The 25,454-nt window shown below is 64.2% G+C and carries 28 protein-coding genes; 20 read left to right on the top strand and 8 right to left on the bottom strand.

Translation table 11 applies throughout. From position 1 onward, the window contains the following. From NTA49_RS06760 to NTA49_RS06730, 7 genes are all read left to right on the top strand, one after another. Entirely contained in the window at nucleotides 1–822 is an 822-nt protein-coding gene (locus NTA49_RS06760; protein WP_258293917.1) for an alpha/beta fold hydrolase, read from the top strand. Then, a complete protein-coding gene (locus tag NTA49_RS06755; protein WP_261368192.1) occupies nucleotides 819–1,790 on the top strand; it encodes a threonine ammonia-lyase in 972 nt (323 codons plus the stop codon). The genes NTA49_RS06760 and NTA49_RS06755 overlap by 4 nt, the downstream gene beginning before the upstream one ends. A 37-nt stretch (nucleotides 1,791–1,827) precedes the next feature. Beyond that, entirely contained in the window at nucleotides 1,828–2,616 is a 789-nt protein-coding gene (gene pcaD, locus NTA49_RS06750) for a 3-oxoadipate enol-lactonase (protein WP_258293914.1), read from the top strand. A 1-nt stretch (nucleotide 2,617) separates the two neighbouring features. Beyond that, on the top strand, nucleotides 2,618–3,952 hold the full coding sequence (locus tag NTA49_RS06745) for a lyase family protein (RefSeq protein WP_258293913.1): 1,335 nt from the start codon (nucleotides 2,618–2,620) through the stop codon (nucleotides 3,950–3,952). A gap of 10 nt (nucleotides 3,953–3,962) precedes the next feature. Beyond that, complete coding sequence (locus NTA49_RS06740; protein WP_258293912.1) at nucleotides 3,963–5,168, top strand: TCR/Tet family MFS transporter; 1,206 nt, start codon at nucleotides 3,963–3,965, stop codon at nucleotides 5,166–5,168. A gap of 115 nt (nucleotides 5,169–5,283) precedes the next feature. Beyond that, on the top strand, nucleotides 5,284–6,375 hold the full coding sequence (locus NTA49_RS06735; RefSeq protein WP_258293911.1) for a zinc-binding dehydrogenase: 1,092 nt from the start codon (nucleotides 5,284–5,286) through the stop codon (nucleotides 6,373–6,375). A gap of 73 nt (nucleotides 6,376–6,448) precedes the next feature. Continuing rightward, complete coding sequence (locus tag NTA49_RS06730) at nucleotides 6,449–7,681, top strand: mandelate racemase/muconate lactonizing enzyme family protein (protein ID WP_258293910.1); 1,233 nt, start codon at nucleotides 6,449–6,451, stop codon at nucleotides 7,679–7,681. Here NTA49_RS06730 and NTA49_RS06725 read toward each other — a convergent pair. From NTA49_RS06725 to NTA49_RS06715, 3 genes are all read right to left on the bottom strand, one after another. Further along, on the bottom strand, nucleotides 7,678–8,133 hold the full coding sequence (locus NTA49_RS06725) for a CIA30 family protein (protein WP_258293909.1): 456 nt from the start codon (nucleotides 8,131–8,133) through the stop codon (nucleotides 7,678–7,680). The two genes, NTA49_RS06730 and NTA49_RS06725, sit on opposite strands and share 4 nt — an antisense overlap. Before the next feature lie 25 nt (nucleotides 8,134–8,158). Then, entirely contained in the window at nucleotides 8,159–8,920 is a 762-nt protein-coding gene (locus NTA49_RS06720) for an SDR family NAD(P)-dependent oxidoreductase (RefSeq protein ID WP_258293908.1), read from the bottom strand. A gap of 218 nt (nucleotides 8,921–9,138) precedes the next feature. Beyond that, nucleotides 9,139–10,362 (bottom strand): acyl-CoA dehydrogenase, encoded by a 1,224-nt coding sequence (locus NTA49_RS06715; protein WP_258293907.1) that lies wholly within the window; start codon nucleotides 10,360–10,362, stop codon nucleotides 9,139–9,141. A 104-nt stretch (nucleotides 10,363–10,466) separates the two neighbouring features. Here NTA49_RS06715 and NTA49_RS06710 point away from each other — a divergent pair, with 104 nt between their 5' ends. Then, complete coding sequence (locus tag NTA49_RS06710) at nucleotides 10,467–11,360, top strand: LysR substrate-binding domain-containing protein (RefSeq protein ID WP_258293906.1); 894 nt, start codon at nucleotides 10,467–10,469, stop codon at nucleotides 11,358–11,360. A gap of 100 nt (nucleotides 11,361–11,460) precedes the next feature. Beyond that, nucleotides 11,461–11,832 carry a hypothetical protein gene (locus NTA49_RS06705; protein WP_258293905.1) on the top strand — a complete coding sequence of 124 codons (372 nt, stop codon included), beginning with the start codon at nucleotides 11,461–11,463 and terminating at the stop codon, nucleotides 11,830–11,832. 69 nt (nucleotides 11,833–11,901) lie between these two features. Here NTA49_RS06705 and NTA49_RS06700 read toward each other — a convergent pair whose 3' ends face one another. Continuing rightward, nucleotides 11,902–12,558: an SOS response-associated peptidase gene (locus tag NTA49_RS06700; RefSeq protein WP_258293904.1), complete on the bottom strand. Its 657-nt coding sequence runs from the start codon at nucleotides 12,556–12,558 to the stop codon at nucleotides 11,902–11,904. Nucleotides 12,559–12,580: 22 nt separating this feature from the next. On the opposite strand from NTA49_RS06700, the gene NTA49_RS06695 reads away from it, so the two are divergent. Both NTA49_RS06695 and NTA49_RS06690 read left to right on the top strand, forming a co-directional pair. Beyond that, nucleotides 12,581–12,754, top strand: a complete 174-nt coding sequence (locus NTA49_RS06695; protein WP_258293903.1) for a hypothetical protein — start codon at nucleotides 12,581–12,583, stop codon at nucleotides 12,752–12,754. Beyond that, nucleotides 12,751–14,019 (top strand): MFS transporter, encoded by a 1,269-nt coding sequence (locus NTA49_RS06690; RefSeq protein ID WP_258293902.1) that lies wholly within the window; start codon nucleotides 12,751–12,753, stop codon nucleotides 14,017–14,019. Before NTA49_RS06695 ends, NTA49_RS06690 begins: the two co-directional genes overlap by 4 nt. A 70-nt stretch (nucleotides 14,020–14,089) precedes the next feature. Here NTA49_RS06690 and NTA49_RS06685 read toward each other — a convergent pair whose 3' ends face one another. Further along, nucleotides 14,090–15,649 carry a bifunctional metallophosphatase/5'-nucleotidase gene (locus NTA49_RS06685; protein ID WP_258293901.1) on the bottom strand — a complete coding sequence of 520 codons (1,560 nt, stop codon included), beginning with the start codon at nucleotides 15,647–15,649 and terminating at the stop codon, nucleotides 14,090–14,092. Nucleotides 15,650–15,798: 149 nt separating this feature from the next. On the opposite strand from NTA49_RS06685, the gene NTA49_RS06680 reads away from it, so the two are divergent. From NTA49_RS06680 to NTA49_RS06670, 3 genes are read left to right on the top strand one after another with little or no spacing between them, the layout of a single operon-like run. Next, a complete protein-coding gene (locus tag NTA49_RS06680; protein ID WP_258293900.1) occupies nucleotides 15,799–16,137 on the top strand; it encodes a DUF952 domain-containing protein in 339 nt (112 codons plus the stop codon). Further along, nucleotides 16,134–16,580 carry a DUF1330 domain-containing protein gene (locus NTA49_RS06675; protein WP_258293899.1) on the top strand — a complete coding sequence of 149 codons (447 nt, stop codon included), beginning with the start codon at nucleotides 16,134–16,136 and terminating at the stop codon, nucleotides 16,578–16,580. Before NTA49_RS06680 ends, NTA49_RS06675 begins: the two co-directional genes overlap by 4 nt. Next, nucleotides 16,577–17,620: a quinone-dependent dihydroorotate dehydrogenase gene (locus tag NTA49_RS06670; RefSeq protein WP_258293898.1), complete on the top strand. Its 1,044-nt coding sequence runs from the start codon at nucleotides 16,577–16,579 to the stop codon at nucleotides 17,618–17,620. The genes NTA49_RS06675 and NTA49_RS06670 overlap by 4 nt, the downstream gene beginning before the upstream one ends. Before the next feature lie 72 nt (nucleotides 17,621–17,692). Here NTA49_RS06670 and NTA49_RS06665 read toward each other — a convergent pair whose 3' ends face one another. From NTA49_RS06665 to NTA49_RS06655, 3 genes are read right to left on the bottom strand one after another with little or no spacing between them, the layout of a single operon-like run. After that, nucleotides 17,693–19,039, bottom strand: a complete 1,347-nt coding sequence (locus NTA49_RS06665; RefSeq protein ID WP_258293897.1) for an MATE family efflux transporter — start codon at nucleotides 19,037–19,039, stop codon at nucleotides 17,693–17,695. Further along, complete coding sequence (locus NTA49_RS06660) at nucleotides 19,032–19,556, bottom strand: PaaI family thioesterase (protein ID WP_258293896.1); 525 nt, start codon at nucleotides 19,554–19,556, stop codon at nucleotides 19,032–19,034. Before NTA49_RS06660 ends, NTA49_RS06665 begins: the two co-directional genes overlap by 8 nt. Further along, complete coding sequence (locus NTA49_RS06655) at nucleotides 19,553–19,972, bottom strand: PaaI family thioesterase (protein ID WP_258293895.1); 420 nt, start codon at nucleotides 19,970–19,972, stop codon at nucleotides 19,553–19,555. Before NTA49_RS06655 ends, NTA49_RS06660 begins: the two co-directional genes overlap by 4 nt. A 130-nt stretch (nucleotides 19,973–20,102) precedes the next feature. Between NTA49_RS06655 and NTA49_RS06650 the strand changes: the two genes are divergently transcribed. From NTA49_RS06650 to NTA49_RS06625, 6 genes are all read left to right on the top strand, one after another. Further along, nucleotides 20,103–20,498 carry a MerR family transcriptional regulator gene (locus NTA49_RS06650; RefSeq protein WP_258293894.1) on the top strand — a complete coding sequence of 132 codons (396 nt, stop codon included), beginning with the start codon at nucleotides 20,103–20,105 and terminating at the stop codon, nucleotides 20,496–20,498. A gap of 209 nt (nucleotides 20,499–20,707) precedes the next feature. Beyond that, on the top strand, nucleotides 20,708–21,109 hold the full coding sequence (locus tag NTA49_RS06645; RefSeq protein WP_261368188.1) for a MerR family transcriptional regulator: 402 nt from the start codon (nucleotides 20,708–20,710) through the stop codon (nucleotides 21,107–21,109). A gap of 49 nt (nucleotides 21,110–21,158) precedes the next feature. After that, nucleotides 21,159–22,940: an acyl-CoA dehydrogenase C-terminal domain-containing protein gene (locus NTA49_RS06640; RefSeq protein ID WP_258293892.1), complete on the top strand. Its 1,782-nt coding sequence runs from the start codon at nucleotides 21,159–21,161 to the stop codon at nucleotides 22,938–22,940. A 67-nt stretch (nucleotides 22,941–23,007) separates the two neighbouring features. Further along, nucleotides 23,008–23,220, top strand: coding sequence for a hypothetical protein (locus tag NTA49_RS06635; protein ID WP_258293891.1), 213 nt, complete (start codon nucleotides 23,008–23,010; stop codon nucleotides 23,218–23,220). A gap of 359 nt (nucleotides 23,221–23,579) precedes the next feature. Next, on the top strand, nucleotides 23,580–24,212 hold the full coding sequence (locus tag NTA49_RS06630; protein ID WP_258293890.1) for a glutathione S-transferase family protein: 633 nt from the start codon (nucleotides 23,580–23,582) through the stop codon (nucleotides 24,210–24,212). Nucleotides 24,213–24,241: 29 nt separating this feature from the next. Then, a complete protein-coding gene (locus NTA49_RS06625; RefSeq protein WP_258293889.1) occupies nucleotides 24,242–25,453 on the top strand; it encodes an acetyl-CoA C-acetyltransferase in 1,212 nt (403 codons plus the stop codon). Nucleotide 25,454 lies beyond the last annotated feature (1 nt).

The following is a 25,454-nucleotide window of genomic DNA, read 5'->3' as shown; positions in this document are numbered from 1 at the left end:
ATGGCCACTTTCACCACATCCGACGGGCTGAGCCTGCATTACACCGACACCGGAAAGGGTCTACCGATCCTGTGCCTGTCCGGCCTCGGGCGCACGGGGGCGGATTTTCGCTATGTCGCGCCCTATCTGGAAGACTACCGCGTGATCACGATGGATTATCGCGGGCGCGGCCAGTCGGACTTCGACAAGGACTGGCGCAACTACACCCTTGCCGTCGAAAGCCGCGATGCGGTGGAATTGCTGGATCATCTGGGCATCGACAAGGCCGCGATCCTTGGCACCTCGCGTGGGGGGCTGAACGCGATGATGCTGGGGCAAATGGTGCCTGATCGTGTGCTCGGCGTTGCGTTCAACGATGTCGGCCCCGAGATCGACCCCGAGGGGATCAAGGACATCATGGCCTATCTCGGCGTCAAACCCTCGATCCGCACCCATGCCGAGGCCGCAGCGATCCTGCCCAACCTGCTGGGCGGTTTCATCGGCGTGCCCGCCGCGCGCTGGATGGAGGAGGCCGAGACGCATTTCGTCGATGACGGCGCGGGCGGGCTGAACCTGACCTATGACACGCACCTGCGCGATGCCGTCGCCAACGAGACCGAAAGCCCCGATTACTGGGCGTTCTTCGATGATCTGGCGGGCAAGCCGCTGTGTCTGATCCACGCTGCAGGCAGTGACATCCTGAACGACAAGACGGCACAGCAGATGCGCCACCGCAGGCCCGACATGATCTATGCGAAACTCGATGACCGTGGGCACATCCCGTTTCTGGATGAACCTGCTTCTGTCACCGCCCTCAAGGAATGGCTGGACCTGATCCCATGAACATCGACATGATCCGCGCCGCAGCGACGCGGCTACAAGGCCACGCGCGGCGCACACCGCTGCTGAATTCACCCTTCATCGACCAGATCGCCGGTCGGCGCGTCTGGATCAAGCCGGAGTGCCTGCAACACACCGGCAGCTTCAAGTTTCGCGGGGCATGGTCCGCCCTGTCGGCGCTGGACGAGGCCACCCGCGCCAATGGGGTCATCGCGTTCTCGTCGGGCAACCATGCGCAGGGCATCGCCCTTGCCTCGTCGCAACACGGCGTGCCGTCAGTCATCATCATGCCCGCCGATGCGCCCGCGTTGAAGCTGGCGAACACCCGTGCGCTGGGGGCCGAGGTGGTCACCTATGACCGCGCGACTGAAGACCGCGATGCCATCGGCGACCGGCTGGCGGCAGAGCGTGGGCTGACGCTGATCAAACCCTTCGACGAGCCGCAGGTGATCGCGGGCCAGGGCACCGTGGGCCTTGAGATCGCTCAGGATGCCAATGCGATGGGGATCGAGACCGCCGATGTGCTGGTCTGCTGCGGGGGCGGCGGGCTGACATCGGGCATCGCGCTGGCGCTGGAGGCCGACGCGCCGGGTCTGCGCGCGCGCCCTGTTGAGCCGGAGGGCTTCGACGATGTGAAACGCTCGCTGGAAAGCGGCAAGATCCAGCGCAATGCCCAGACCTCGGGCAACATCTGCGATGCGATCATCACGCCCGCACCGGGGGAGCTGACCTTTCCGATCATGCACCGGCTGTGCGGCCCCGGCCTTGCCGTCACCGAGGACGAGGCGCTCAGGGCCGTGGCGCAGGCCTTCCTGCGGCTGAAGCTGGTGGCCGAACCTGGGGGTGCCGTGGCACTGGCTGCAGCACTGAGCCACAAGGAGCAGATCGAAGGCGACGACGTGTTCGTGGTGATCTCGGGCGGGAACGTCGATGCGCCGATGTTCGCGCGCGCCCTGAACACCCTGTCATGAGAATGGCGCCTTGGGCACCGCAATAAGGAGAAAGACGATGAAACTGGCAGATCTGGGCGACGTGCGCCTGCATTACCGTATCGACGGCCCCGAAGATGGCGCGCCCGTGGTGTTCGCCAACTCTCTGGGCACAGACTTGCGCCTGTGGGACCCGATCATGCCGCTTCTGCCTGCGGGTCTGCGCGTGCTGCGGTTCGACAAGCGTGGGCACGGTCTGTCGTCCTGCCCGCCTGCGCCCTACACCATGGGGTCGCTGGTCACGGACGCGGAAAAGCTGATGGACATGCACGGCTTCAAGGACGCGCTGTTCGTCGGGCTGTCGATTGGCGGCATGATCGCTCAGGGACTTGCGGTGAAACGCCTGGACCTGGTGCGAGCACTGGTTCTGTCCAACACGGGCGCGCGGATCGGCAATGCCGACATGTGGGCCGACCGGATCGCCGCCGTGCAGCGCGATGGCATCGAAAGCCTGGCCGACGCGGTGATGGAACGCTGGTTCGCGCCCGACTTCCGCGGCACGCCCGAGCTGGAACTGTGGCGCAACATGCTTGTGCGCCAAGAGAACGCAGGCTACGCGGGCTGCTCTGCCGCGATCTCCGGGACCGATTTCTATACCACCACGGCCAGCTTGCGCCTTCCAACGCTGGGCATCGCAGGCTCTGACGACGGCTCGACACCGCCCGATCTGGTGCGCGAAACCGTCGATCTGATCCCCGGCAGCCAATTCCACATCATCCGCCGCGCAGGCCATCTTCCTTGTGTCGAGAAGCCCGAGGAATACGCCGAGGTCCTGACAAAATTCATGCGCGATACGGGGCACATCTGACATGGCAGCCAGCCTCTTTGCCAGCCCGCTTTACGGGCAGTTGTTCGCCACGGGCGAGACCGGACGCCTGTTCACCGACAGCGCCGAGGTGCGCGCCATGCTGCTGGTCGAGGGGGCGCTGGCCAAGGTGCAGGGCACGCTGGGCGTGATCCCCGAGATCAGCGGAGCCGCGATCCATCGCGCCAGTCTTGAGATCGCCATCGACCCCGGTGCCCTTGGCGCTGCCACCGGACAGAACGGTGTGCCTGTCCCCGGTCTGGTCGCTGCGTTCCGCACTGCAATGGAGGCGCCTGAACATGCGCAATATGCGCATTGGGGGGCCACCAGTCAGGACATCATGGACACCGCGCTGATGTTGCGGCTGCGGCAGGCACTGGCGCTGGCCGAGGCGGATTTGCGTTCTTTGCTTAAGGCGCTGGCCCAGGCTGCCGAGGACCACGCCGCCACGCCGATGCCCGCGCGCACCTATGGGCAAGAGGCCACGCCAACCAGTTGGGGCGCGGTACTGGCGCAATGGGGCACACCGCTGATCGCCGCACTGGAAGACCTGCCAGCCCTGCGCGACGCAAGCCTCTGGGTGTCGCTGTCGGGTGCTGCGGGCACGTCCTCCGCGCTTGGCCCGAAAGCCGCCGAAACACGCGCCGCACTGGCCGACGCTCTGGGCCTGAAAGACCCCGGTTACAGTTGGCACACCGACCGCGCGCCCGTGCTGCGCATCGCCGACTGGATGGCGCGCGTGACCGCGGCTCTGGCCGCTATGGGTGACACTCTGGTCGGGCTGACCATGTCGGGCATCGGCGAAGTCACCCTGTCCGGGGCCGGCGCATCGTCAACCATGCCGCAAAAGCAGAACCCTGTCGGGCCGTCGGCGCTGGTGGCACTGAACATTCAGATGTCGGGTCTGCGCGCGTCATTGCAGACCGCAGCAGCCCACCAGCACCAGCGCGACGGTGCCGCATGGTTCGCCGAATGGATGGTCCTGCCGCAGGTGGTGCTGACCCATGCCAGCGCACTGACCCATGCGCTGAAGCTGGCCGAAGGCATCAATCCAGTACCCGCGCGGATGAACGCCGCACTTGAGGATGGCCTCGGCCTGATCCACGCCGAAGCGCTGAGCTTTGCGCTGGCCGAGACCATGACCCGCCCCGACGCCCAAGCCGCGACCAAGGCGCTGTGCAGCCAAGCGATGGACACGCAGACCCCGCTGCCCGATCTGGCGGCACGGACGTATCCCGACCTGCCGACTGGTCTGTTCGATCCCGCCGCGCAGATGGGCACCGCCGCCGAGGACGCTCGCCGCTTTGCGATGCTCGCCCGCAGCACCGCTGCCGCATAGCGACAAGGCCGTGAAGCCCGCTGTTGTCTTTCTGCTCTTCACCGTCCTGCTGGACGCGATGGGCATCGGGCTTATCCTGCCGATCATGCCCGACCTGATCCGCGAGGTTCAGGGCGGGACACTGGCGCAAGCAGCACTCTGGGGCGGCATCCTCTCCACCTCCTTCGCGGTGATGCAATTCCTCTTTGGCCCTGTCATCGGCGGCCTTTCCGACAGCTTTGGCCGCAGGCCCGTGCTGCTGGCGTCGCTGGTGGTGATGTGCCTGGACTATGTGCTGATGGCGCTGGCGGGTAGCATCTGGTTGCTGCTCGCCGGGCGCATCATCGGCGGGGTCGCTGCATCGACCCAATCGACCGCCAACGCCTGCATGGCGGACCTCAGCGCCCCCGAAGACAAAAGTGCCAACTTCGGGCTGATCGGTGCGGCCTTCGGCATAGGCTTTGTGCTGGGGCCGATGATCGGCGGGCTGTTGGCCGAATACGGTACCCGCGCGCCGTTCTGGGCGGCAGCGGTGCTGTCGGGGCTGAATGCGGTCTTTGGCTGGCTGGTGCTGCGCGAAACCGTTACCGACCGTATCCGCCGCGCGTTTTCGTGGCGGCGGGCAAACCCACTGGGCACGCTGCGTGCCTTGGGCAAACTGCCACAGATCCGCCGCCTGCTGGTGGTCTACTTCATCTACCAATTCGCGTTTATCGTCTATCCGACAGTCTGGGCCTATTTCGGTCAGGCGCGGTTCGGCTGGTCGCCCGCGATGATCGGCCTCAGCCTGGGGCTGTTCGGGGTCGCGATGGCCGTGGTCCAAGGCGGGCTGATCCGCATCGCCCTGCGCCGCTTTGGCGAAAGCGGCACGATCGTTTATGGGCTGATGTTCACCATCTTGAGTTATGTGGCGATTGCACTGGTCACGTCCGGCACCATCGCGCTGATCCTGACGCCGATGGCGGCATTGGGCGGGGTGATCGCGCCCGCATTGCAGGGGATCATGTCAAAGGCCACAGGCGACGACCAGCAAGGCGAGTTGCAGGGCGCGATGGTGTCAGTGCATGCGCTGGCGATGATCCTGTCGCCGCTGGTGATGACCTCGGTTTTCTATACTTTCACTGCCGTCACGGCACCCGCCTATGTTCCGGGCGCGCCGTTTATCCTGTCGGCGCTGCTGACCACCTGTGCTCTGCTGATCTATCTGCGCCCGGTGGCGCTGCGCAGGGTCACCTGACGTAAGCTGCGAAACTGGCGCTGACGGACCGGGAAAGCGTCGGTTTTCTGCTTGCACCACCGGGCCATGGCCGACACCCTGACCCGAAAGCAACACCCATGCCCCAAGGACACCCATGCAAACCATCAAAGCCGCCGTCTGCCACGCTTTTGGCGAACCGCTGCGCGTCGAGGACATCCACCTGCGCGCGCCCGAAATGGGCGAGGTCGAGGTGACCGTCGATGCCGTGGCGATCTGTCATTCGGATATCTCATACGCCGAAGGATCGTGGGGCGGCAGCCTGCCCGCGGTCTATGGTCACGAGGCGGCGGGACGTATCAGTGCCGTCGGCCCAGGCGTGACGGGTCTGTCCAAAGGCGACAGCGTCGTGGTCACGCTGATCCGCTCCTGCGGATCTTGTGCACCTTGTGCCAGCGGCAGCCCGGTGTCCTGCGAGACACCGTACAATGGCGACATGGGTCCGATCACCATGCCCGACGGCAGCAAACTGCATCAGGCGATGGCCACGGGTGGCTTTGCGGAAAAGGTGGTGGTGGACCAGCGGCAGGTCGTGCGCATCTCGGACCAGATCGCCAAGGACGTCGCATCGCTGGTGGCCTGCGGCGTGATCACCGGCGTGGGTTCGGTGGTGAACTCGGCGCATCTGCGCGCAGGCCAGGACGTGGTGGTGATCGGCGCGGGCGGCGTCGGGCTGAACGCGATCCAGGGCGCGCGCATTGCGGGCGCGCGGCGCATCGTCGCCGTCGACATGAGCGCGGACAAGCTGGAGGTCGCAAAGGAATTCGGCGCGACCCACGTCGTGCTTGCAACGCACAAGGCCCCGTGGCTTGCCGCGCGCAAGGCGCTGGGCGGGCGCGGGGCCGATGCGGTGGTCGTCACCGTCGGCGCGATCCCGGCCTATGATCAGGCTCCGAACTATCTGGCGACGGGCGGCAAGGTCATCATGGTCGGTATGCCCCATGTCGGCGGCGAGGCCACCTATGAGCCGGTCAACCTGGCTGCTGCCGGTCAGGGCATGGTCGGCTCGAAGATGGGCGACGTGGTGATCCAGCGCGACATTCCGTGGATGCTGGACCTTTACGCGCAGGGACGCCTGAAACTGGACGAATTGATTTCGGGACGCTGGTCGCTGGAGCAGATCAACGAGGCGATCGCCGACACCAAGACCGGCAGCGCGCGGCGCAATGTGATCGTGTTTGATCGCTGACCGACCGGGGCTCTGCCCCGCGACTTAAATTCCGGCCCCGGAGTTTACTAGGCAAGATGAAGGTGTACCGCGCATGAAACTGCAAGATCTCGATATAATCGTGACCGCGCCTCCGGCTCCGGGCTGGGGCGGGCGGTACTGGATACTGGTCAAGCTGACCACCGACACCGGGATCGTGGGATGGGGCGAATGCTATGCCGCGTCGGTGGGGCCGGATGCGATGCGCGCGGTGATCGAGGATGTCTTCGCGCGGCACATGCAGGACGAGAACCCCGAGAATATCGAGCTGATGTTCCGCCGCGCCTATTCCGCCGGTTTCACCCAGCGGCCCGACCTGACCGTGATGGGCGCGTTTTCGGGGCTGGAAATAGCCTGCTGGGATATATTGGGCAAGGATCGCGGGCGGCCCATACATGCGCTGATCGGTGGACGGATAAACCAGCGCATCCGTACCTATACCTATCTTTACCCCCTGCCGCAGCACGATCTTACGGCGTTCTGGACATCGCCCGAGATGGCGGCAGAGGCGGCAGCGAATTGCGTGGCGCGCGGCTACACCGCGGTCAAGTTCGATCCCGCAGGCCCATATACTCTGCGCGGCGGCCACATGCCCGCGATGAGCGACATCAGCCAGTCGGTCGCCTTCTGCAAGGCAATCCGTGAAGCCGTCGGCGACCGCGCCGATCTGCTGTTTGGCACCCACGGGCAGTTCACCACCGCCGGTGCAATCCGGCTGGGCCGGGCTATCGCGCCCTATGATCCGCTGTGGTACGAAGAGCCTATTCCCCCGGACAATCCCGCGCAGATGGCTGCGGTGGCGAGCGCCGTGGGCATTCCGGTGGCCACGGGCGAGCGGCTGACCACCAAGGCCGAGTTCGCGCCGATCCTGCGCAGCGGGGCGGCCAGCATACTGCAACCCGCGCTGGGACGTGCGGGCGGCATCTGGGAGGTCAAGAAGATCGCCGCGATGGCGGAAGTGTACAACGCGCAGATCGCGCCGCACCTCTATGCGGGGCCGATCGAATGGGCGGCGAACATCCAGCTCGCGGCGTCGATCCCCAACCTGCTGATGTGCGAGACCATCGAGACCCCGTTCCACGACGCGCTGATCAAGGGCAGCATCCGCGTCGAGGACGGCTTCGTGACGCCAACGGACGCGCCCGGACTTGGCATCGAGGTGGACGAGGATCTGGCGCGTGCGCATCCCTATACCGGTGGGGGTCTGCATCTGGAGATGCAGGAGGCGCCCTGCGATTATGTGAACGGCAATGCGTTCGAGGGCGGCGCGCCTGCGCCAAAGGACTAAAACAACCGCACGCCGCTGACCGCCACGTCGACGGAAAATTCCCGTCCCACCGCAACCACGCCGACGCGGCGCAATTGGGACGCGGCGAAGGTCGCGTCGGTCCGGTAGGCCTCCAACGTGTCGAAAGGCACCTTGATCGTGGTCCACCCCGAAGGCGCTGTGAACCCGGTGCGAAACGATTGCCATGCGCGGGTCAGTTCCGTCGTGCGAAGGCGCAGGTCGTAGCATGCGCCGTTGCCGCAGATGTCGAGTTCGATACCGGTAAACCCGCGCGCGTCCTGTGCGAGGTCAAAGGCCATCTGGATGAAGCCCCCGCCATTGTCGGTGCTGACCTGTCCGGTCAGCCGCATCGCCCGGCGGCCTGCGACCTCTGCGCGCCCTGCCTGCCCGCGCGAAACGCCGCCCATGACGCTGTCGGCGACGTATTCCCAGTTCGGGTCCAATTCCATCATGCGTCCCTTGCCAGTGGTTTTGGCATCACCCTGCCGTCCATCCGCCGTCGACCTTCATCGCCGTCCCCGTCACCATCGCCGAGGCATCAGAGGCCAGGTAGACCGCAGCCCCCATGATGTCGCTGACGACACCGACGCGCGGCAGCTTGATCTTGCCCATGATCCACGCCTGCTGGTCGAGGTCCTGAAACGTCGGCTCGGTCAGCGGGGTGCGGATGAAGGTGGGGCATATGGTGTTGATGCGAATGCCCGCCGGGCCCCATTCGATGGCCATCGCCTTGACCATGCCCTCGACTGCGTGTTTCGACGCGCAATAGACAGCGCGGTCAGGCCCGCCGACGTGGCCCATCTGGCTGCCGATGTGGATGATCGACCCAGGCCGTCCTGCTGCCATCAAAGCGCGTGCCGCATGGGACGACAGAAAATAGGCGGCCTTCACGTTCACGTCCATGACCGCGTCGAAATTGGCGATGTCTGTGTCGACGGCTGCGGAATGCCGCGCGAGACCAGCAGAGTTCAGCACGACGTCGAAGGGTTCGGAAAACACCTGCCCCACGGCGTCTGTGTCGGTTTGATCCAGTACCAGTGCTTCGGCGGAGAAACCTGCACCGCGCATTGCGGATACACTCTTGTCCAGCACATCGGCGCGCCGTGCGGCGCAGACCACATGCGCGCCTGCCTCGGCCAATGCGACGGCACAACCAAGACCGATGCCGGAAGATGCGCCGGTAACGAGGGCGCGGCGGCCCGTAAGGTCAAAGGAGGGAGTGCGCGGCAAGGAGGTCATCGCGATATCCGCCGCTTTGTGCCTGCTTTGCGTGGGTATGTCGCCGTCATCTGTCGTCTCGTCTTCCCTGAAATTCGCGAGCAGCTTAGCGGATCAGCCGTGCCACGCCAGAGGCAGTGCGCCAGTGATCGGTCTTGCATGGATATTTATAGCCAAAAGAAAACGGGGGCACAGTGGCCCCCGTTTGCGGTATTTTATGCAGTGCCGTCAGACGAGGTTCAAAAGAACGCCTGAATGCCGGTCTGTGCGCGGCCAAGGATCAGCGCGTGCACGTCGTGCGTGCCCTCGTAGGTGTTCACCGTCTCAAGGTTCATCACGTGGCGCATCACCTGGAATTCACCGGAGATGCCGTTGCCGCCATGCATGTCCCGCGCGATGCGGGCGATATCCAGCGCCTTGCCGCAGTTGTTGCGCTTGACGATCGAGATCATCTCGGGCGCGGCTTCGGCGGCGTCCATCAGACGGCCCACCTGCAACGAGGCTTGCAGGCCCAGCGCGATCTCGGTCTGCATGTCGGCCAGTTTCTTCTGGAACAGCTGCGTGCCGGCGAGCGGTTTGTTAAATTGCTTGCGGTCCAGGCCGTACTGGCGTGCAGCGTGCCAGCAGAATTCGGCGGCCCCCATAGCCCCCCAGCTGATGCCGTAGCGTGCGCGGTTCAGACAGCCGAACGGACCCTTGAGGCCCTGCACATTCGGCAGCAGCGCATCTTCGCCCACTTCGACGCCGTCCATCACGATTTCGCCGGTGATCGACGCGCGCAGGGACAGCTTGTTCTCGATCTTGGGCGCGCTCAGACCCTTCATGCCTTTTTCAAGGACAAAGCCGCGGATCTTGCCGCCATGCTCGTCCGACTTGGCCCAGACCACGAAGACATCCGCGAAGGGCGCGTTCGAAATCCACATCTTCGAGCCAGAGATCTTATAGCCGGTCGCCGTCTTGACCGCGCGTGTCTTCATGCCCGCAGGGTCGGAGCCCGCATCGGGTTCGGTCAGGCCAAAGCAGCCGACCCATTCGCCACTGGCGAGTTTGGGCAGGTATTTCTTGCGCTGCTCTTCCGAACCGTAGGCGTAGATCGGATAGATCACCAGGCTGGATTGCACCGACATCATCGACCGGTAGCCGCTGTCGATCCGCTCGACCTCACGGGCAACCAGACCGTAGGACACGTAAGAGCCACCCAGCCCGCCGTATTCTTCAGGCAGGGTCACGCCCAGCAGGCCCATGTCGCCCATCTCGGCGAAGATCGACTTGTCGGATGTCTCATGGGCGAAGGCGTCGATGATGCGCGGGGCCAGCTTTTCGCGGGCATAGGCCGCAGCGCTGTCCTGGATCATGCGTTCGTCTTCGGTCAGCTGCTGCGACAACCGGAAGGGGTCGGCCCAGTCGAAGCTGCCCAGATCGGGGGCGTCCTTGGCTTTCAGGATCGGGGTTTCTGCATTCATGGCGTACCTCTTTCTCGAATCTGTTGAATTTCACCCAGTATTGCAAAGAAACGCGCCAAGTTCTAACAATGATCCGTCCTGCGATACATGAGGATTGGTCATAGATGATCGCCCCCCGCCGTTTTCTGCCCTCGACCGGCGCGCTGATGGCCTTCGAAGCCGTCGCGCGTCTGGGATCGGCCACCGCCGCAGCACAGGAGTTGTCGCTGACCCAAAGCGGGGTCAGCCGCCAGTTGCGCAGCCTGGAAGATCAGATAGGTGCAAAGCTGGTTCAGCGCGAAGGCCGTGCGCTGGTTCTGACGCCTGTGGGGCGGGAATATGCGCGTTCCGTGCGTGAAATCCTGCATCGGCTGGCGGCGGCGTCCGTCGCGGCGCGCACCAACCCGGACGGCGGCGCGCTGAACCTTGCGATCCTGCCAGCCTTCGGCATGCACTGGTTGGCACCGCGCCTGCAAGATTTCGCCCGCACCCATCCAGAGGTGACGGTGAACCTGTCGACCCGGCTGGCGCCGTTCGATTTTCGCGCCAGCCGGTTCGACGCCGCCATCCACTTTGGCCGCGAGGATTGGTCCGGTGCCGACCACATGGCCCTGATGCCCGAAACCGTGGTGCCGGTCTGCGCGCCTGACCTTTTGCACCACGCCACCACCGCGCAGATCGCGGCCCAGCCGCTCTTGCATCTGGAAACCCGGCCAAAGGGCTGGGCGCGCTGGATGGCGGCCCAGGGGTGGACCGGCGATCTGCCGCCGGGGATGCAGTTCGACCAGTTTTCGACGATGGCGCAGGCCGCCATTCACGGCATGGGGGTCGCGCTGCTGCCGACATTCGTGGCGCAACCCTATCTCGACAGCGGGCAACTGGCGCTGGCCTCGGCGCAGACTTCGGAGAGCATCGGCACCTATTACCTCGTCTGGCCGTCCGAGCGTGCGACGCAGGCGCCGCTGCGGTCGTTTCGTGCCTGGCTGACCGCGCAGACCGGCAACGGCCCGCACCAATGACGCAGATCTGACCGGAGCGCGCCGCAATTCCGCCGCATTCTCCGCTTAGGCGTGCGATCACGTGTTTTCGGGTGGGGCCGGACCAAACAGGAGCATAGAAATGCTGCATTCGATCAAAGTACTGGCCATCGCCGCCTCTTTCAGCGCGGTTCTGGCCCCTGCCGCCCATGCCGAAGGCCAGACCCATACCGTCATGGTACTGGGCGCTGCGTTCTTTCCCCAAATCACCTACGTGACGCCCGGCGATGTCGTCAATTTCGTAAACGCGACCGAGACCGAACAGTCGATCGTCGCTCAGGACGACGGCTGGAGCGTCGGGCCGCTTGCTGCGCAAGGCGAGCAATCGGTCTTGATTTCAGATGGCATGGCGACAGACTTCTTTATCGTCGACACCTCTGCCGAAGGGGCCGAGACCGGCGAGGCACCTGCATCAGGTTCCATCAGCTTCAACTCGGCACTGCTCAGAGACTAAGCCTGCGGTTCATGGCGTTGCTTTCGGCCCTGCTTGCGGCACCCCCGCAAGCGGGTCGTTTTGCGCGTGTCAGTCAAAGGGCTCGATCAACTCGGGCCCTGATGCGCGGTTGGAGTTCACGGCCGTGCCGACGCGGTGCATCTGCAATGTATCTTCGGGCGCGGGCTGCATCAGACGAGCGGCCCCCTTGCCCTCTTCGCCCAGCCAAAGCGGCAGCTGTTCAGGCGCTAGCACCACGGGCATTCTGTGGTGGATCTGCGACATGGCGCTGTTGGCCTGCGTGGTGACGACCGCACAGGTCCGCTGCACATCCGCCCCCCAATCCTGCCAGATCGCGGCCAGCGCCAGCGGCGCGCCATCCCGGCGGGTGATGTACCACGGCAGACGGTTGCCCTCGGCGTCCTTGGTCCATTCAAAGAAGCCCGTTGCCAGCACCACGCAGCGCCGTTCGCGGCAGGCGGCGCGAAAGGCGGGCTTGTCCGCGATGGTTTCGGCGCGCGCATTGATCAAAAGCGGGCCGTCATTGGGCTGTTTGTACCACTGCGGGATGAACCCCCAGCGCATCGGCATCAGCGCGCGGTGCGCGCCATCGCTGCGGATCACGTGCACCGGGTCGGTCGGGCAGACGTTGTAGTTGGGCACATCCGGCAAATCGTTCGCCGGCGCTGCCGCGAACAGTTGCGCCATCGCGTCGGTCGGCAGGGTCACGGCAAGTCGTCCACACATGACCTGCAACCTAGGCAATCGCATGCCCAGAACCAAGACCTCTGCGCAGATCAGGGGCACAGGTTTCGGGCAACCCGCAGGGCGCATGGGATTTTACACGATGGACCCCTGGGGCGTGCGGTTGATCGGTTTGCAACTCGGGCCAAAGCTGCGCAGACTGCGCGCAATTCTGACCTATTGGAAACCGTTCGCATGATCCGCCATTTCCTGCCTGTCTTTGCCCTGCTGCTCGGCTCTTCCTTTCTGCTGTTCGCGGGGGGGATCAACGGGCTGATCCTGCCGGTGCGCGGCAGTGCCGAAGGGTTCTCGGCCTTCTCTCTCGGTCTGCTCGGCACCGGCTGGGCCGTGGGCTACATGGCGGGCTGCGTGCAGACGCCGCGACTGGTGGCGAACGTGGGCCATGTGCGGGCCTTCGGCGCGATGGCGGCGATTGCGGCGGTGTCGATGCTGGGCTCTGCGATCATGGTGACGCCCTGGACATGGATCATCCTGCGCGGCGTCTGCGGGTTCTGCTTTGCCGGTGCGGCGATGATCGTCGAAAGCTGGCTGAGCGATCAGGCCGCCCCCGACCAGCGCGGTCGCATCTTCGGCGTTTACACGATGGTCAATCTGGGAGCCGTGACTGCGGGGCAGATGACGCTGACGCTGGGCGACACCTCGGGCTTTCTGTTCTTTGCGGTGGGGGCGATATTCTACTGCCTCGCGCTGGTGCCCACGGCGCTGTCGTCCAGTTCGAACCCCGCACCGCTGGTCGCAGCCAAGCTTGACCTGCGCACGCTCTGGCGCAATTCGCCGGTGGCTGTGTTTGCGGTCTTCTGGGTCGGTGTCAGCAACTCGGCCTTCGGCGCGCTGGCTCCGGTCTATGCGGAACGCACCGGGCTGGTGCTGGCCGCGGTCGCCTTCTTTACCTCGCTGCCGATCCTGGCCGGCGCGCTGGCGCAGATCCCCGTGGGCATCCTCAGCGACCGGATGGACCGGCGCAAGGTGCTGGTGGGGATCGCCCTTGCAGCACTGATCGCCGACATCCTGTTCATCACCATCGCACCGCAGGGGCGCATCCCCAACTTCATTTTGGCCGCGATCCTCGGCGGGTCGATCTTTGCGATGTACCCGGTGATCGTGGCACACGCCAACGACCACGCGACCCCCGGCACGTCGATCCAGATCTCGGGCGGTCTGCTGCTGCTTTACGGCGGCGGCGGCATCATCGGTCCCTTGGTCGCGGGCTGGGCGATGTACGCTTTCGCGGACCGGGCGCTGTTCATCGTGACGGCAGGCGCGCATGTGCTGGTCATCGTCTACACGCTCTGGCGGATCTCGCGGCGCGTGGCGGTGGACGAGGCCGACAAGACCGCGTTTCAGGTGGCACCGGGGGGGCGTGGCAGCACGCCCCAGACCGCAGCCCTTGGCGCATCCGAGGCCGAGGTTCAGGCCGAAGCGGAAACCGCCGCCGCCAACTGAAGCGACACATGAAAAAGGGCGCGCAAGGCAATGCCCGCGCGCCCCTGAGTGGCAATGTATTGGCAGACCGTTACTTCACGGTGATACGCCCGTCCGTGACCGGCGTGAACGGCCCCTGAGCCGCCAGATATTCCGCCGTCACATCCGCAACATCAGGCCCGAAGTCATAGGCGTTTTGCGCATCGACAAACATCTTGTAGCCGTCGCCGCCGTTGCGGACATAGTTGTTGGACACCACGCCATAGGTCTTGTCGGGATCAATCGGCGCGCCGCCGACCATCACGTCGGACACCCGCTCGCCCACCGGCTTGGACGCATCGAACGCATAGGTCAGTCCCGCGACCTGCGCAAAGCGGCCCGCGCCCTCTTCGATCTGACTGACACCGTTTTCCAGCGCCTCGACGACCGTGGCGCCCGTCACCTGGAAGGTCGACAGCGTGTTCTGGAACGGCAGCACGGTCAGCACTTCGCCCATGGTGATCGGGCCCTCGTCGATCGACGCACGGATGCCGCCGCCGTTCTGGATCGCGATCTCGATGCCCTGATCTTTGACCCGCGCCAGCATCGCATCTGCAATCAGCGAGCCCATCGAGCATTCCATCGCACGGCAGGCTTCGCGGTCGCCGCCAATGGGTGCCGACGCTTCGGCCACGACACGGTTGCGGATCTCGTCCAGCGGCTTGGCGGCTTCGGCGATGCGTGCGACCGTCGCTTCGTCCTCGGCGACCGTGGCGTCCATCAGCAGCGGCTCGCCCTTGGCTTCGATCACGTTGCCTTCGTCATCAAAGGTGACATTCAGCTCGCCCAGAAACTTGCCATAGGCATAGGCCTGCACGATCGCGGTCGCGCCCACCATCGTGGGATAGGGCCCTTCGGCACCTTCAGCGGTGTTGCTCAGCAGCGTGTTCGAGTGACCGCCGACGATCACATCGACGCCCGTCGTGTTCTCAGCCACGCGCTGATCTACGCCGTAGCCCGAGTGCGACAGCACGATGATCTTGTTCACACCCTCTGCGGTCAGCTTGTCGACCTCGCCCTGAACGGCCTCCGCCGGATCGGAAAAGGTCACGTTGGGACCGGGGCTCGCCAGCTCATCCGTGTCCTGGGGCGTCAGACCGATCAGACCGATCTGTTCGCCATTGCGTTCGATCACGACCGATTTCGCCAGCTTGTCAGCCAACAGCGGCTCGCCCGAGACATCGGCGTTCGACATCAGGATCGGAAACTCGACCGCGTCGATGAACCCGGCCAGCACTTCGGGGCCATCGTCGAATTCGTGGTTGCCCACGGTCATCGCGTCATAGCCCAGCTTGTTCATCATCTCGGCGGCAAGCTTGCCCTTGTAATAGGTATAGAACAGCGTGCCCTGGAACTGGTCGCCGCCATCGACGAGGATGGAATTGTCCGACCGCGCCTTGGCGTCCTTGATCGCGTTCACCAGCCGCGCGGTGCCGCCAAAGCATTCACCGGCCGCATTGTCCTCGGCGCTGCAGCCGCTGTCGTACTTGCTGATCGGCTCGAAGCGCGCATGGAAATCGTTCGTGTGCAGAATAGTCAGCGCATAATCCGCCGAGGCCGTCCCTGCGGTCAGCGCGATGGCCGCCACAGTCTGTGTCAGACGCATAAGCATGTCTGGTCCCCCTGTAGGTTGTGTTGGTATTGAAAACACTCTGGCGCTGCGCTGAATAAGAGTCAAAACCGATGTTACGGAACGGCGGAATGACGTACAGGCAGCCGTGCCCGCTTGACCATGGCTTGGGCGCACGGCATCAGTGCACCATGCTGATCCTGAAAATATTCCGTGACGATGAATGGCAAGAGCTGCGCAATCAGGGCGAGACCCTGGGCGCGCCAATCGACATCGCCGATGGCTATCTGCACTTCTCCACGCCCGAACAGGCTGCCGAAACCGCGGCCAAGCATTTCGCAGACGAAGACGATCTGTGGCTGCTGGGGCTCGAGGCCGACGCTCTGGGCGACAAGCTGGTGTGGGAGCCGTCGCGCGGTGGCGCGCTCTTTCCGCATCTCTACCGCCCCCTGAAACTGGACGACGTGGCCTGGGCGCAACCCCTGCCCCTGCAAGACGGCGTCCATCAATTCCCCGCAGGTGTTCTATGACCGACCAAAAGACCCACAGATACATCGACCCCGAACGCGCACAGTTCGACGCGTTCAAGGACCTGCCCCGCGATCATCCGATCGAAATGCTCAACCTCGTGCGCTTTCGCGAACACGCTGCCTATCCGGACGACCACGCGCTCGCAGACAAGGGCCTCAGCGGCGCAGAAGCCTACGCCAACTACGGGCGCGAGTCGGGCCCCGTGGTTGCACGACTGGGCGGCAGCATCCTGTGGCGCGGCAAGTTCCAGACCACGCTGATCGGCCCTGCGGATGAGGTTTGGGATGCCTGCTTTATTGCGCGCTACCCCGACGCCAAGGCGTTCCTCGCGATGGTCACCGACCCCGATTACAAAAAGGCCGTGATCCACCGTCAGGCGGCGGTCCTGACCTCGCGCCTGATCCGCACGTCGCCCGCCAAGGGCGGCGCGACCTTCGGATGAAACGCGGGATCGAGAAACTGGGCCTTGCCGCCCTGCGCCGGGTCGATCCGGAACGGGCGCATGGGCTCGCGCTGCGCGCCTTGCACACGCCCTTCGCGGCCCTGCCCGGTCCCGTGTCCTCTCCCCGTCTGACCACGCATATCGCGGGGCTGACGCTGCCCAACCCGGTCGGTCTGGCGGCGGGCTTCGACAAGAACGCGACCGCCATCCGCCCACTGACGCGCGCGGGCTTCGGCTTTATCGAGGTCGGGGCCGCGACGCCCCTGCCCCAGCCCGGCAACGCCAAACCGCGTCTGTTCCGGTTGACCGAGGACAGCGCCGCGATCAACCGCTTCGGGTTCAACAACGACGGGGCCGTGGCCATCGTCGCACGTCTGGCCCGCGCGCAGCGGACGATCCCCGTAGGCCTGAACCTCGGTGCCAACAAGGACAGCGCCAACCGCGCCGAGGATTTCGCCCGCGTGCTGCAGTCTGCGAGAAACCACATCGACTTCGCGACCGTCAACGTCTCGTCGCCCAACACCGAAAAGCTGCGCGACCTGCAAGGGCCGATGGCGCTGGCTGCCCTGCTCGATGGCGTCATGAAAGTGCGCGGCGACGTGCCTGTGTTCCTCAAGATCGCGCCGGACCTCACCGATCAGGATCTCGCCGACATCGCCAAGGTCGCCCAGGACGCCCGCATCGCGGCGATCATCGCCACCAACACCACGCTCGACCGCGCAGGATTGCGCAGCGGTTATGCGGGCGAGGCAGGCGGACTGTCCGGCGCGCCGCTCTTCGAGAAATCCACCCGCACGCTGGCCCGTCTGCACAGCCTGACCGACATCCCGCTGATCGGCGTCGGCGGCATCGGCTCGGCCCGCGACGCCTACGCCAAGATCCGCGCGGGCGCATCGGCGGTACAACTCTATACCGGCCTCGTCTACGGCGGCCTCAGCCTCGCCGCGCGCATCGCGAAAGGGCTGGATGTGCTGCTGCAACAGGACGGCTTCAGCTCGGTCGCCGAAGCGGTGGGCACCAACACCAAAGACTGGCTCTGACGCCGATTTCTTTTGGCCCCAAATATCCCGGGGGAAAAGGCCGCAGGCCTTTGGGGGCTGGCCCCCGATCCCTCAGGCCGCCCCACGCTCCAGCGCCGGATACCGGATGCCCAGCGTCACACCGCGCGCGGCGAAGCTGACCAGCAGCGAAAACCACAGCCCGTGGTTGCCCATCAGCGGCACCGCGACCACGGCGACGGCCACGTAGACCGCAAAGCTCACCAGCATCATGTTGCGCATGTCCGCACCGCGCGTGGCCCCGATAAATATCCCGTCCAGCATCCACGCGGCACAGCCCACCACGGGCGCCGCCACCATCCACGGCAGATAGGTCCGCGCCACCGCGCGCACGGCTTCATCCTTGGCCATCACGTCGATCAGCCAGGGACCCGCCAGCGCGAAGGCCAGCGCCAGCAGCACACCGGCCCCCGCCCCCCAAAATGACGTCAGCAGCGCCGAGCGCCTGACACGGTCGGGCGCGTGGCGACCATAAGCCCGCGCGATCAGCGTCTCGGCGGCAAAGGCGAAACCATCCATCGCATGTGCTGTCACGTACATGAACTGCACCAGCACCTCGTTCGCCGCCAAGGTCACATCGCCAAATCCTGCGCCCATGAACACAAAGGACGTAAAAATCGCCATCAGCAGCGCCGAGCGGATCAGGATATCGGTGTTGATCAGCGCCATGCGGATCAGCGCCGCCCGGTCGAACACCCGCGTCCAGTCGCGCCAGTCGGGCCGCGAGAATGCGTCACGGCACAGGTACAGCCCCATGCCCGCGCCAATCGTCTCCGCGATCACCGTGGCAAAGGCCACACCGCCCACGCCCCAGTCCAGCCCCAGCACGAACCACAGGTCCAGCAGGATGTTGGTGCCGTTCATCACCAACTGCATCCAGAACACGCCCGCGGTCCGCTCCATCGCCACCAGCCAGCCGGTCAGGGCAAAGACCGCGATGGCAAAGGGCGCGGACCAGATGCGGATGGTCAGATAGGTCCGGGTCAGCCCCTCGACCTCATCCGACGCCGGGGACAGCGCGAAGGCGCCCCAGAACAGCAGCGGTTGCAGCACGATCAGCGCCAGACCGCCACCGCCCGCGATCAGCAGCGCGCGGGTCAGCAGGGCCGAGACCTCGGCGCTGTCACCTGCCCCTTCGGCTTGACCGACAAGGCCCACGGTGCCCATGCGCAGAAATCCGAAAATCCAATAGATCGTAGTCAGGATGATCGCGCCCAATGCCACCGCACCGATCGGGGCCGCTTCGCCCAATTGCCCGACCACCCCCACATCGACCGCGCCCAGGATCGGCACGGTCGCATTGCTCAGAACGATGGGCAGGGCCACCGCCAGCACGCGCCGGTGCGTGATCGGTGCCTGCGGCACAGCAGATACGGGCGCGTGCGGGCCGGTTTCAGTCACGCTTTTGCGGCATCAGGAAATGGCCCGTTGCCTGCGCGAACAGGCGCGTGTGATCGTCCTGCCATGCCTCGACATGGACCGAGGCATAGCGCCGCCCCGCCCGGCTGATCCGCGCCCGCGCATAGGCATCGCGCGGCAGGCCGGACCGCAGGTAATCCACGGTAAAGTCGATGGTCTTGGGCAGGCGCGGCACCTCGCCCTGGTCCAGCCGGTCCAGATCCAGCTCGCCGCTTTCCAGACGTTCCCACAGATAGTGCCGCGACAGGGTCATCACCGCCGTCACCTCGAGAAACGCAGCCGTCACGCCGCCGTGGATCGCGGGCAGGAACGGGTTGCCGATCAGCTTTTCCTGAAACGGCAGGATCGCGGTCAGCTCGTCGCCGCGCCGGTCGAAATCAATGCCAAGGTAGGCGATATAGGGCACGCTGGTGGCCAGTGCGTTCAGCGACACATCCCAGCGGTGGCGCAGGGCCTGTTCTTCCTGAACCGACCCACGCTTGCGTTTTTGTTGTTTCATTGCCCGCCCTCCACAGTGAACGCACCCGTGGCCGTGGCCACCGGATTGTCGGTATCGCTGTCGACGGCGGTGACCCTCACAAAAGCAACAGAGCGCGTCATGTGATAGCAGGTGGCGGTTGCCGTGATCGTGTCGCCGGGCTTGGCCGACCGCATGTAGTCTATCCGCAGATCAATCGTGGCGGTCCCCGCAGGCCCCGTCGGGTGGCACATCACCGCAGCCCCGCTGCAGGTGTCCATCAGCGCCGACACCGCCCCGCCGTGGATCACCCCGGTTGCGGGGTTGCCAACCAGCTTCTCGTCATAGGGCATCGAAATCACCGAAACGCCGTCTTCCAATGTGATCAGTTCCAGACCCAGATCACGCGCATGCGGTATCGCCTGAATGAATTGCCGTGCGATATTGACCTTGTCCATCGTCTGCTCTCCGCTATCTTCACGACTTCATAAGGTCAGCACGCCCTGCGCGTCAAACCACAAGAGAGCCCGCTTGCGCTTCTCGGCACCCCGCCTTAATTTGCACTCCGACGCGCGAGGAAGAGCCCCCATGAGTGACGACCGTCTGACATTCAAAGAGATGTGCGCCGCCTTCGACGTGACGCCGCGCACGTTGCGGTATTACGAATACATCGAACTTCTGCAACCCGACCGCGAGGGCCGCGCACGCTATTACGGGCCCCGCGAGCGCGCCCGGATGAAGCTGATTCTGAAGGGGCGCAAGTTCGGCTTCCAGCTGGAAGACATCCGCCAATGGCTGCTGATCTACGAGCGCGAGGGCACCCACGCGCAGTGGAACAGGTGGATCGACATGGCCGACGGGCAGATCAAGGAACTGACCGAACAGCGCGCGCAACTCGACGATGCCCTGACCGAGCTGAAGCAACTGCGCCGCGAGATCGGCGATGAGCTGGGCCGCCCCGCCACTCAGGCAAAAGACGCCTGAACGCGTCCAATACACCTAAAAATCAGCGATTTCATCTGTGACGGGAATTTTTCCGGCACAACAACAGGTTGACGTTAATTCAATCTGCGTAAGGTAAAATTGTGACGCGACGTCCAGCTTACGTTAACGTCAACTGCTGTTGTATGAGGCAGTCAATTCACCCATCTGCCACCTAGAATCGACAGGCAAACCTGATGCGAGATGATGTTATGGACCACACGACACTGACAATCCGCGAGATGTGCGACACCTACGAGGTGACCCCACGCACGCTGCGGTTCTACGAAGCCAAGGAACTGCTGTTCCCGATCCGCGAAGGCCAGAAGCGGCTGTTCACCAAACGCGACCGCGCCCGGCTCAAGCTGATCCTGCGCGGCAAGCGCTTTGGCTTCAGCCTCGAAGAGATCCGCCAGCTTCTGGACATGTACGACATGGGCGACCAGCAGCACACCCAGCTGGCCAGCACCTACCAGATCGCCCAGCAGCGCCTGGCCGACATGATCGCCCAGCGCGACGAGTTGAACGAGGCGATCGACGATCTGAAGACCCAGATAAAATGGGGCGAGAAGATGCTCGCCTCGATGAACAGCGCGCCGAAAGCCGCACAGTAAGACCTATTCCGGTTAAGCCCAACAACGACGACCTGTAGAGAGACTTCATATGCCCAGCTATACAGCCCCCACCAAAGACCTGCAATTCGTTCTGCACAACCTGCTGAACGTCACCAAAAGCGACATTCCGGGCTACAACGAGCTCGAGCCCGACTTTACCTCCGCGATCCTCGAAGAAGCGGGCAAGCTGACCTCGTCGGTTCTGGCCCCGCTGAACGCCGTGGGCGACAAGGAAGGCTGCCGACTGGAAAACGGCATCGTTTATACGCCCAAAGGGTTCAAGGAAGCCTTCGCGCAGGTCAAGGAAGGCGGCTGGACCGGTCTGGACATGCCCGAAAAATACGGCGGCCAGAACATGCCCGCCGTCATGGGCTCGGCCGTGGGCGAGATGTTCTCGGCCGCGAACCAAGCGTTCACCATGTACCAGGGCCTGACCCACGGCGCCGCCTCGGCGATCCTTGCGCACGGCACCGACGCGCAGAAGGACACCTATCTGCCCAACATGGTCAGCTGTGACTGGACCGGCACCATGAACCTGACTGAACCGCATTGTGGTACAGATTTGGGCATGATGCGTACAAAAGCCGAGCCGCAGGATGACGGCAGCTATAAACTGACGGGTCAGAAGATCTTCATCTCGTCCGGCGAACATGACATGGCCGACAACATCATCCACCTGGTGCTGGCCAAAATCGTCGGCGGCCCCGAAGGCATCAAGGGCGTGTCTTTGTTCATCGTGCCGAAGTTCATCGTGAAGGATGACGGCAGCCTCGGCGATCGCAACGGCGTCACCGTCGGCAAGATCGAAGAGAAAATGGGCATTCACGGCAACTCGACCTGCGTGATGAACTATGACGGTGCCACCGGCTACCTGCTGGGTGAAGAGCACAAGGGCATGCGCGCAATGTTCACCATGATGAACGAGGCACGTCTCGGCGTCGGCATGCAGGGTCTGGCACAGGCCGATGTGGCCTATCAGAACGCGCTGGACTACGCCAAGGACCGTCTGCAGGGCCGTGCCGTGACCGGTGCTGAAAACCCCGATGGCCCCGCCGATCCGCTGATCGTACACCCCGACATACGGCGCAGCCTGATGGACCAGAAAAGCTTTGTCGAAGGTGCGCGCGCGTTCATCCTGTGGGGCGCGTCACTGATCGACGCGGCGCACCGCTCGCACGACAAGGACGCCGATGGCCTGGTCTCGCTGATGACGCCGGTCATCAAGGGCTTCCTGACCGATCAGGGCTATGACATGACCGTGAAGGCCCAGCAGGTCTACGGCGGCCACGGCTACATCGAGGAATGGGGCATGTCCCAGTTCACCCGCGACGCCCGCATCGCCCAGATCTACGAGGGTGCCAACGGCGTTCAGGCTCTGGACCTGGTCGGCCGCAAGCTGGCGCAGGACGGCGGCAAACACGTGATGGCCTTCTTCGACATGGTGAAGAATTTCATCAAGGAAAACGCAGGTCAGGACGAAGGCTTCGACAAGGATTTCCTCGATCCGCTGAAAGCCGCGTCAAAGGATCTGCAGGCCGCCAGCATGTATTTCATGCAGAACGGCGTGAAGAACCCCAACCACGCGCTGGCGGGCTCGAACGACTTCATGCACATGTTCGGCCACGTCTGCCTGGGGCTGATGTGGGCCCGTATGGGCAAGGCGTCGATGGATGCCCTCGCCGGTGGTACGTCCGACACCACGTTCTACGAGACCAAGCTGGCGACGGGCCGCTACTACATGGCACGGCAACTGCCCGCGACCGCCCTGCACCTGACACGCATCCAGTCGGGCGCGGACACGGTCATGGCGCTGGATGCGGCCAACTTCTGAACCACCTGCCGGATGCGCCCAAGGCGCGTCCGGCAAACGACCGGATCATTTGCCACCGGAGCCTCATATGCCCAAACGCTTTCGCCTCACCCGCCGCTTTACCGTCGCCATGACGGAAGACGGCTACCGCCGCCTCAAGAAGTTCTCATCCGAGGCGGGGCTCGACGAGGGCGAAGCGATGTCCTTTCTCTTCGAGAATTTCGACAGCGTGACGGATGCGGAAAATCTGGGCCACCGGCTGCGCCTGTTCAACGCCGACCTCGACGCGCGCAAGCGCTGAGGCGGGAATCTTTGGGGGAGGACAGCATGACACAACACACCTTGCACTACGCGGCCCCTGCGGGAGCCTCCGGCGGGAGTTTATCTGGCAAGATGAAGGAACCTCGGAGCTCAAGGTTCACCCCGCTGCCCGAGACCCAATCGGGATTGACCCATACGGCCCGGCCAGCGAGGCTTCACCTTGCACGCGGCGCAACTCTCCAGTCTGCCGCGCGAGATCACTTTGCTGCAGTTGGGGTTAACAATGTCTGAATCGTTCCCATCTTCATCTTGCAGAGTAAACTCCACGGGGGTCCGGGGGTGTGAAACCCCCGGCCTGCCCTATCAAAGAGCACGCGCCCTGGGGAGGGGCCTGAACACATGACCATCCAACTTCACTGCTTCGGCGAATCCGGCAATTCCTACAAGGCGGCCCTGCCGCTTACGCTTTCGGGCCTGGACTGGTCGCCGGTCAAGGTCGACTTTTTCGGCGGCGCCACCCGCGCACCAGAATACCGCAGCCTCAACCCCATGGGCGAAGCGCCCCTGCTGATCGACGGCGACATGCGCATCAGCCAATCCGGCGCGATCCAGCAATACATCACCGACAAGACCGGCAAGTTCGGGGGCGAAGGGGCCGAGAAATACGAAGTGCTGCGCTGGGTGCTGTTCGACAACCACAAGCTCAGCTCGATGGCGGGTCTGACCCGGTTCCTGATGAATTTCCTGCCCGAGGACAAACGCCCTCAGGCCGTGATCGACTTTAATCTCGGGCGCTTGCAGGCGGCGTACAAGACGCTCGACGATCATCTGGCTTCGCGCGACTGGATCGTGGGCGACGGGGCGACCAATGCCGACTTTTCGTGCTGCGGCTATCTGTTCTATCCCGAGCCTTTTGGTTTCGACCGCAAGGCGCATGACAATATCGACCGCTGGCTGGGCAACATCGAAGGCTTGCCCGGCTGGAAACACCCCTATGACCTGATGCCCGGCAGCCCCGCTGACCGCGCCTGACCGATCCTGAACTTGAAAGGACACATCTGATGACCGATGCATATATCTACGACGCCCTGCGCACTCCACGTGGCAAAGGCCGCAAGGATGGCGCGCTGCACGAGGTGACCTCGCTGCGCCTGTCCGCACTGACGCTGAACGCGCTGAAAGAGCGCAACAATCTGGACGGCCACGCCGTCGAGGACGTGATCTGGGGCAACGTCACACAAGTAATGGAACAGGGTGGCTGCCTTGCGCGCTCTGCCGTGCTGGCGTCCGATCTCGACCAGTCGATCCCCGGTCTTGCGATCAACCGGTTCTGCGCCAGCGGCATGGAGGCGGTGAACCTCGCGGCCAACCAGGTCAAGGGCGGGGCCGGCATGGCCTATATCGCCGGTGGCGTCGAGATGATGGGCCGCGTCGCCATGGGCAGCGACGGCGCCGCGATCGCCGCCGATCCGTCCGTGGCCATGGACACCTATTTCGTGCCGCAGGGCATCAGCGCCGACATCATCGCCACGCAGTACGGGCACACCCGTGACGACGCCGACGCGCTGGCCGTGGCCTCGCAACAGCGGGCGAAACGGGCCTGGGACGAAAAGCGCTTTGCCAATTCGGTGATCACCGTGCGCGATCAGAACGGTCTCGCCATTCTGGATTACGACGAATACATGCGCCCGCAGACCGACATGCAGTCGCTGGGTGCGCTGAATCCTGCGTTTCAGGCGATGGGCGAGGTCATGCCCGGCTTTGACGCCGTGGCACTGCTGAAATATCCGCATCTGGAAAAGATCAACCACATCCACCACGCAGGCAACTCTTCGGGCATCGTTGACGGGTCCGCCGCCGTGCTGATCGGCAACAAGGAATTCGGCGAGAAATACGGGCTGAAGCCGCGCGCGCGCATCCGGGCCACCACCAAGATCGGCACCGATCCGACCATCATGCTGACCGGCCCCGTGCCCGCGACCAAGAAAATCCTGGCGGAAAGTGGCATGTCGATCAGCGACATCGACCTCTTCGAGGTCAACGAAGCCTTTGCCTCGGTCGTGATGCTGTTCATGGAGGCGTTCAACGTCGAGCATGAAAAGGTCAACGTCAACGGCGGCTCGATCGCGATGGGGCACCCGCTGGGCGCCACGGGGGCCATGATCATCGGCACCCTGCTGGACGAACTTGAGCGTCAGGACAAGGAAGTCGGTCTTGCCACCTTGTGCATCGCATCGGGCATGGGTGCCGCCACGATCATCGAACGGGTCTGAC

This window comes from Pseudosulfitobacter koreensis (genome assembly GCF_024733015.1).
GTDB classification, from domain to species: domain Bacteria; phylum Pseudomonadota; class Alphaproteobacteria; order Rhodobacterales; family Rhodobacteraceae; genus Pseudosulfitobacter; species Pseudosulfitobacter koreensis.
Note: the sequence above shows the minus strand (reverse complement) of the source record. Positions and strands in the feature narration are given on the sequence as shown.

Coding starts and splice junctions, on each gene's coding strand:
- NTA49_RS06760 (WP_258293917.1), top strand. CDS start 1: ATGGCCACTTTCACCACATCCGACGGGCTGAGCCTGCATTACACCGAC.
- NTA49_RS06755 (WP_261368192.1), top strand. CDS start 819: ATGAACATCGACATGATCCGCGCCGCAGCGACGCGGCTACAAGGCCAC.
- pcaD (WP_258293914.1), top strand. CDS start 1,828: ATGAAACTGGCAGATCTGGGCGACGTGCGCCTGCATTACCGTATCGAC.
- NTA49_RS06745 (WP_258293913.1), top strand. CDS start 2,618: ATGGCAGCCAGCCTCTTTGCCAGCCCGCTTTACGGGCAGTTGTTCGCC.
- NTA49_RS06735 (WP_258293911.1), top strand. CDS start 5,284: ATGCAAACCATCAAAGCCGCCGTCTGCCACGCTTTTGGCGAACCGCTG.
- NTA49_RS06730 (WP_258293910.1), top strand. CDS start 6,449: ATGAAACTGCAAGATCTCGATATAATCGTGACCGCGCCTCCGGCTCCG.
- NTA49_RS06725 (WP_258293909.1), bottom strand. CDS start 8,133: ATGATGGAATTGGACCCGAACTGGGAATACGTCGCCGACAGCGTCATG.
- NTA49_RS06720 (WP_258293908.1), bottom strand. CDS start 8,920: ATGACCTCCTTGCCGCGCACTCCCTCCTTTGACCTTACGGGCCGCCGC.
- NTA49_RS06715 (WP_258293907.1), bottom strand. CDS start 10,362: ATGAATGCAGAAACCCCGATCCTGAAAGCCAAGGACGCCCCCGATCTG.
- NTA49_RS06710 (WP_258293906.1), top strand. CDS start 10,467: ATGATCGCCCCCCGCCGTTTTCTGCCCTCGACCGGCGCGCTGATGGCC.
- NTA49_RS06705 (WP_258293905.1), top strand. CDS start 11,461: ATGCTGCATTCGATCAAAGTACTGGCCATCGCCGCCTCTTTCAGCGCG.
- NTA49_RS06700 (WP_258293904.1), bottom strand. CDS start 12,558: ATGTGTGGACGACTTGCCGTGACCCTGCCGACCGACGCGATGGCGCAA.
- NTA49_RS06695 (WP_258293903.1), top strand. CDS start 12,581: ATGCCCAGAACCAAGACCTCTGCGCAGATCAGGGGCACAGGTTTCGGG.
- NTA49_RS06690 (WP_258293902.1), top strand. CDS start 12,751: ATGATCCGCCATTTCCTGCCTGTCTTTGCCCTGCTGCTCGGCTCTTCC.
- NTA49_RS06685 (WP_258293901.1), bottom strand. CDS start 15,649: ATGCTTATGCGTCTGACACAGACTGTGGCGGCCATCGCGCTGACCGCA.
- NTA49_RS06680 (WP_258293900.1), top strand. CDS start 15,799: ATGCTGATCCTGAAAATATTCCGTGACGATGAATGGCAAGAGCTGCGC.
- NTA49_RS06675 (WP_258293899.1), top strand. CDS start 16,134: ATGACCGACCAAAAGACCCACAGATACATCGACCCCGAACGCGCACAG.
- NTA49_RS06670 (WP_258293898.1), top strand. CDS start 16,577: ATGAAACGCGGGATCGAGAAACTGGGCCTTGCCGCCCTGCGCCGGGTC.
- NTA49_RS06660 (WP_258293896.1), bottom strand. CDS start 19,556: ATGAAACAACAAAAACGCAAGCGTGGGTCGGTTCAGGAAGAACAGGCC.
- NTA49_RS06655 (WP_258293895.1), bottom strand. CDS start 19,972: ATGGACAAGGTCAATATCGCACGGCAATTCATTCAGGCGATACCGCAT.
- NTA49_RS06650 (WP_258293894.1), top strand. CDS start 20,103: ATGAGTGACGACCGTCTGACATTCAAAGAGATGTGCGCCGCCTTCGAC.
- NTA49_RS06645 (WP_261368188.1), top strand. CDS start 20,708: ATGGACCACACGACACTGACAATCCGCGAGATGTGCGACACCTACGAG.
- NTA49_RS06640 (WP_258293892.1), top strand. CDS start 21,159: ATGCCCAGCTATACAGCCCCCACCAAAGACCTGCAATTCGTTCTGCAC.
- NTA49_RS06635 (WP_258293891.1), top strand. CDS start 23,008: ATGCCCAAACGCTTTCGCCTCACCCGCCGCTTTACCGTCGCCATGACG.
- NTA49_RS06630 (WP_258293890.1), top strand. CDS start 23,580: ATGACCATCCAACTTCACTGCTTCGGCGAATCCGGCAATTCCTACAAG.
- NTA49_RS06625 (WP_258293889.1), top strand. CDS start 24,242: ATGACCGATGCATATATCTACGACGCCCTGCGCACTCCACGTGGCAAA.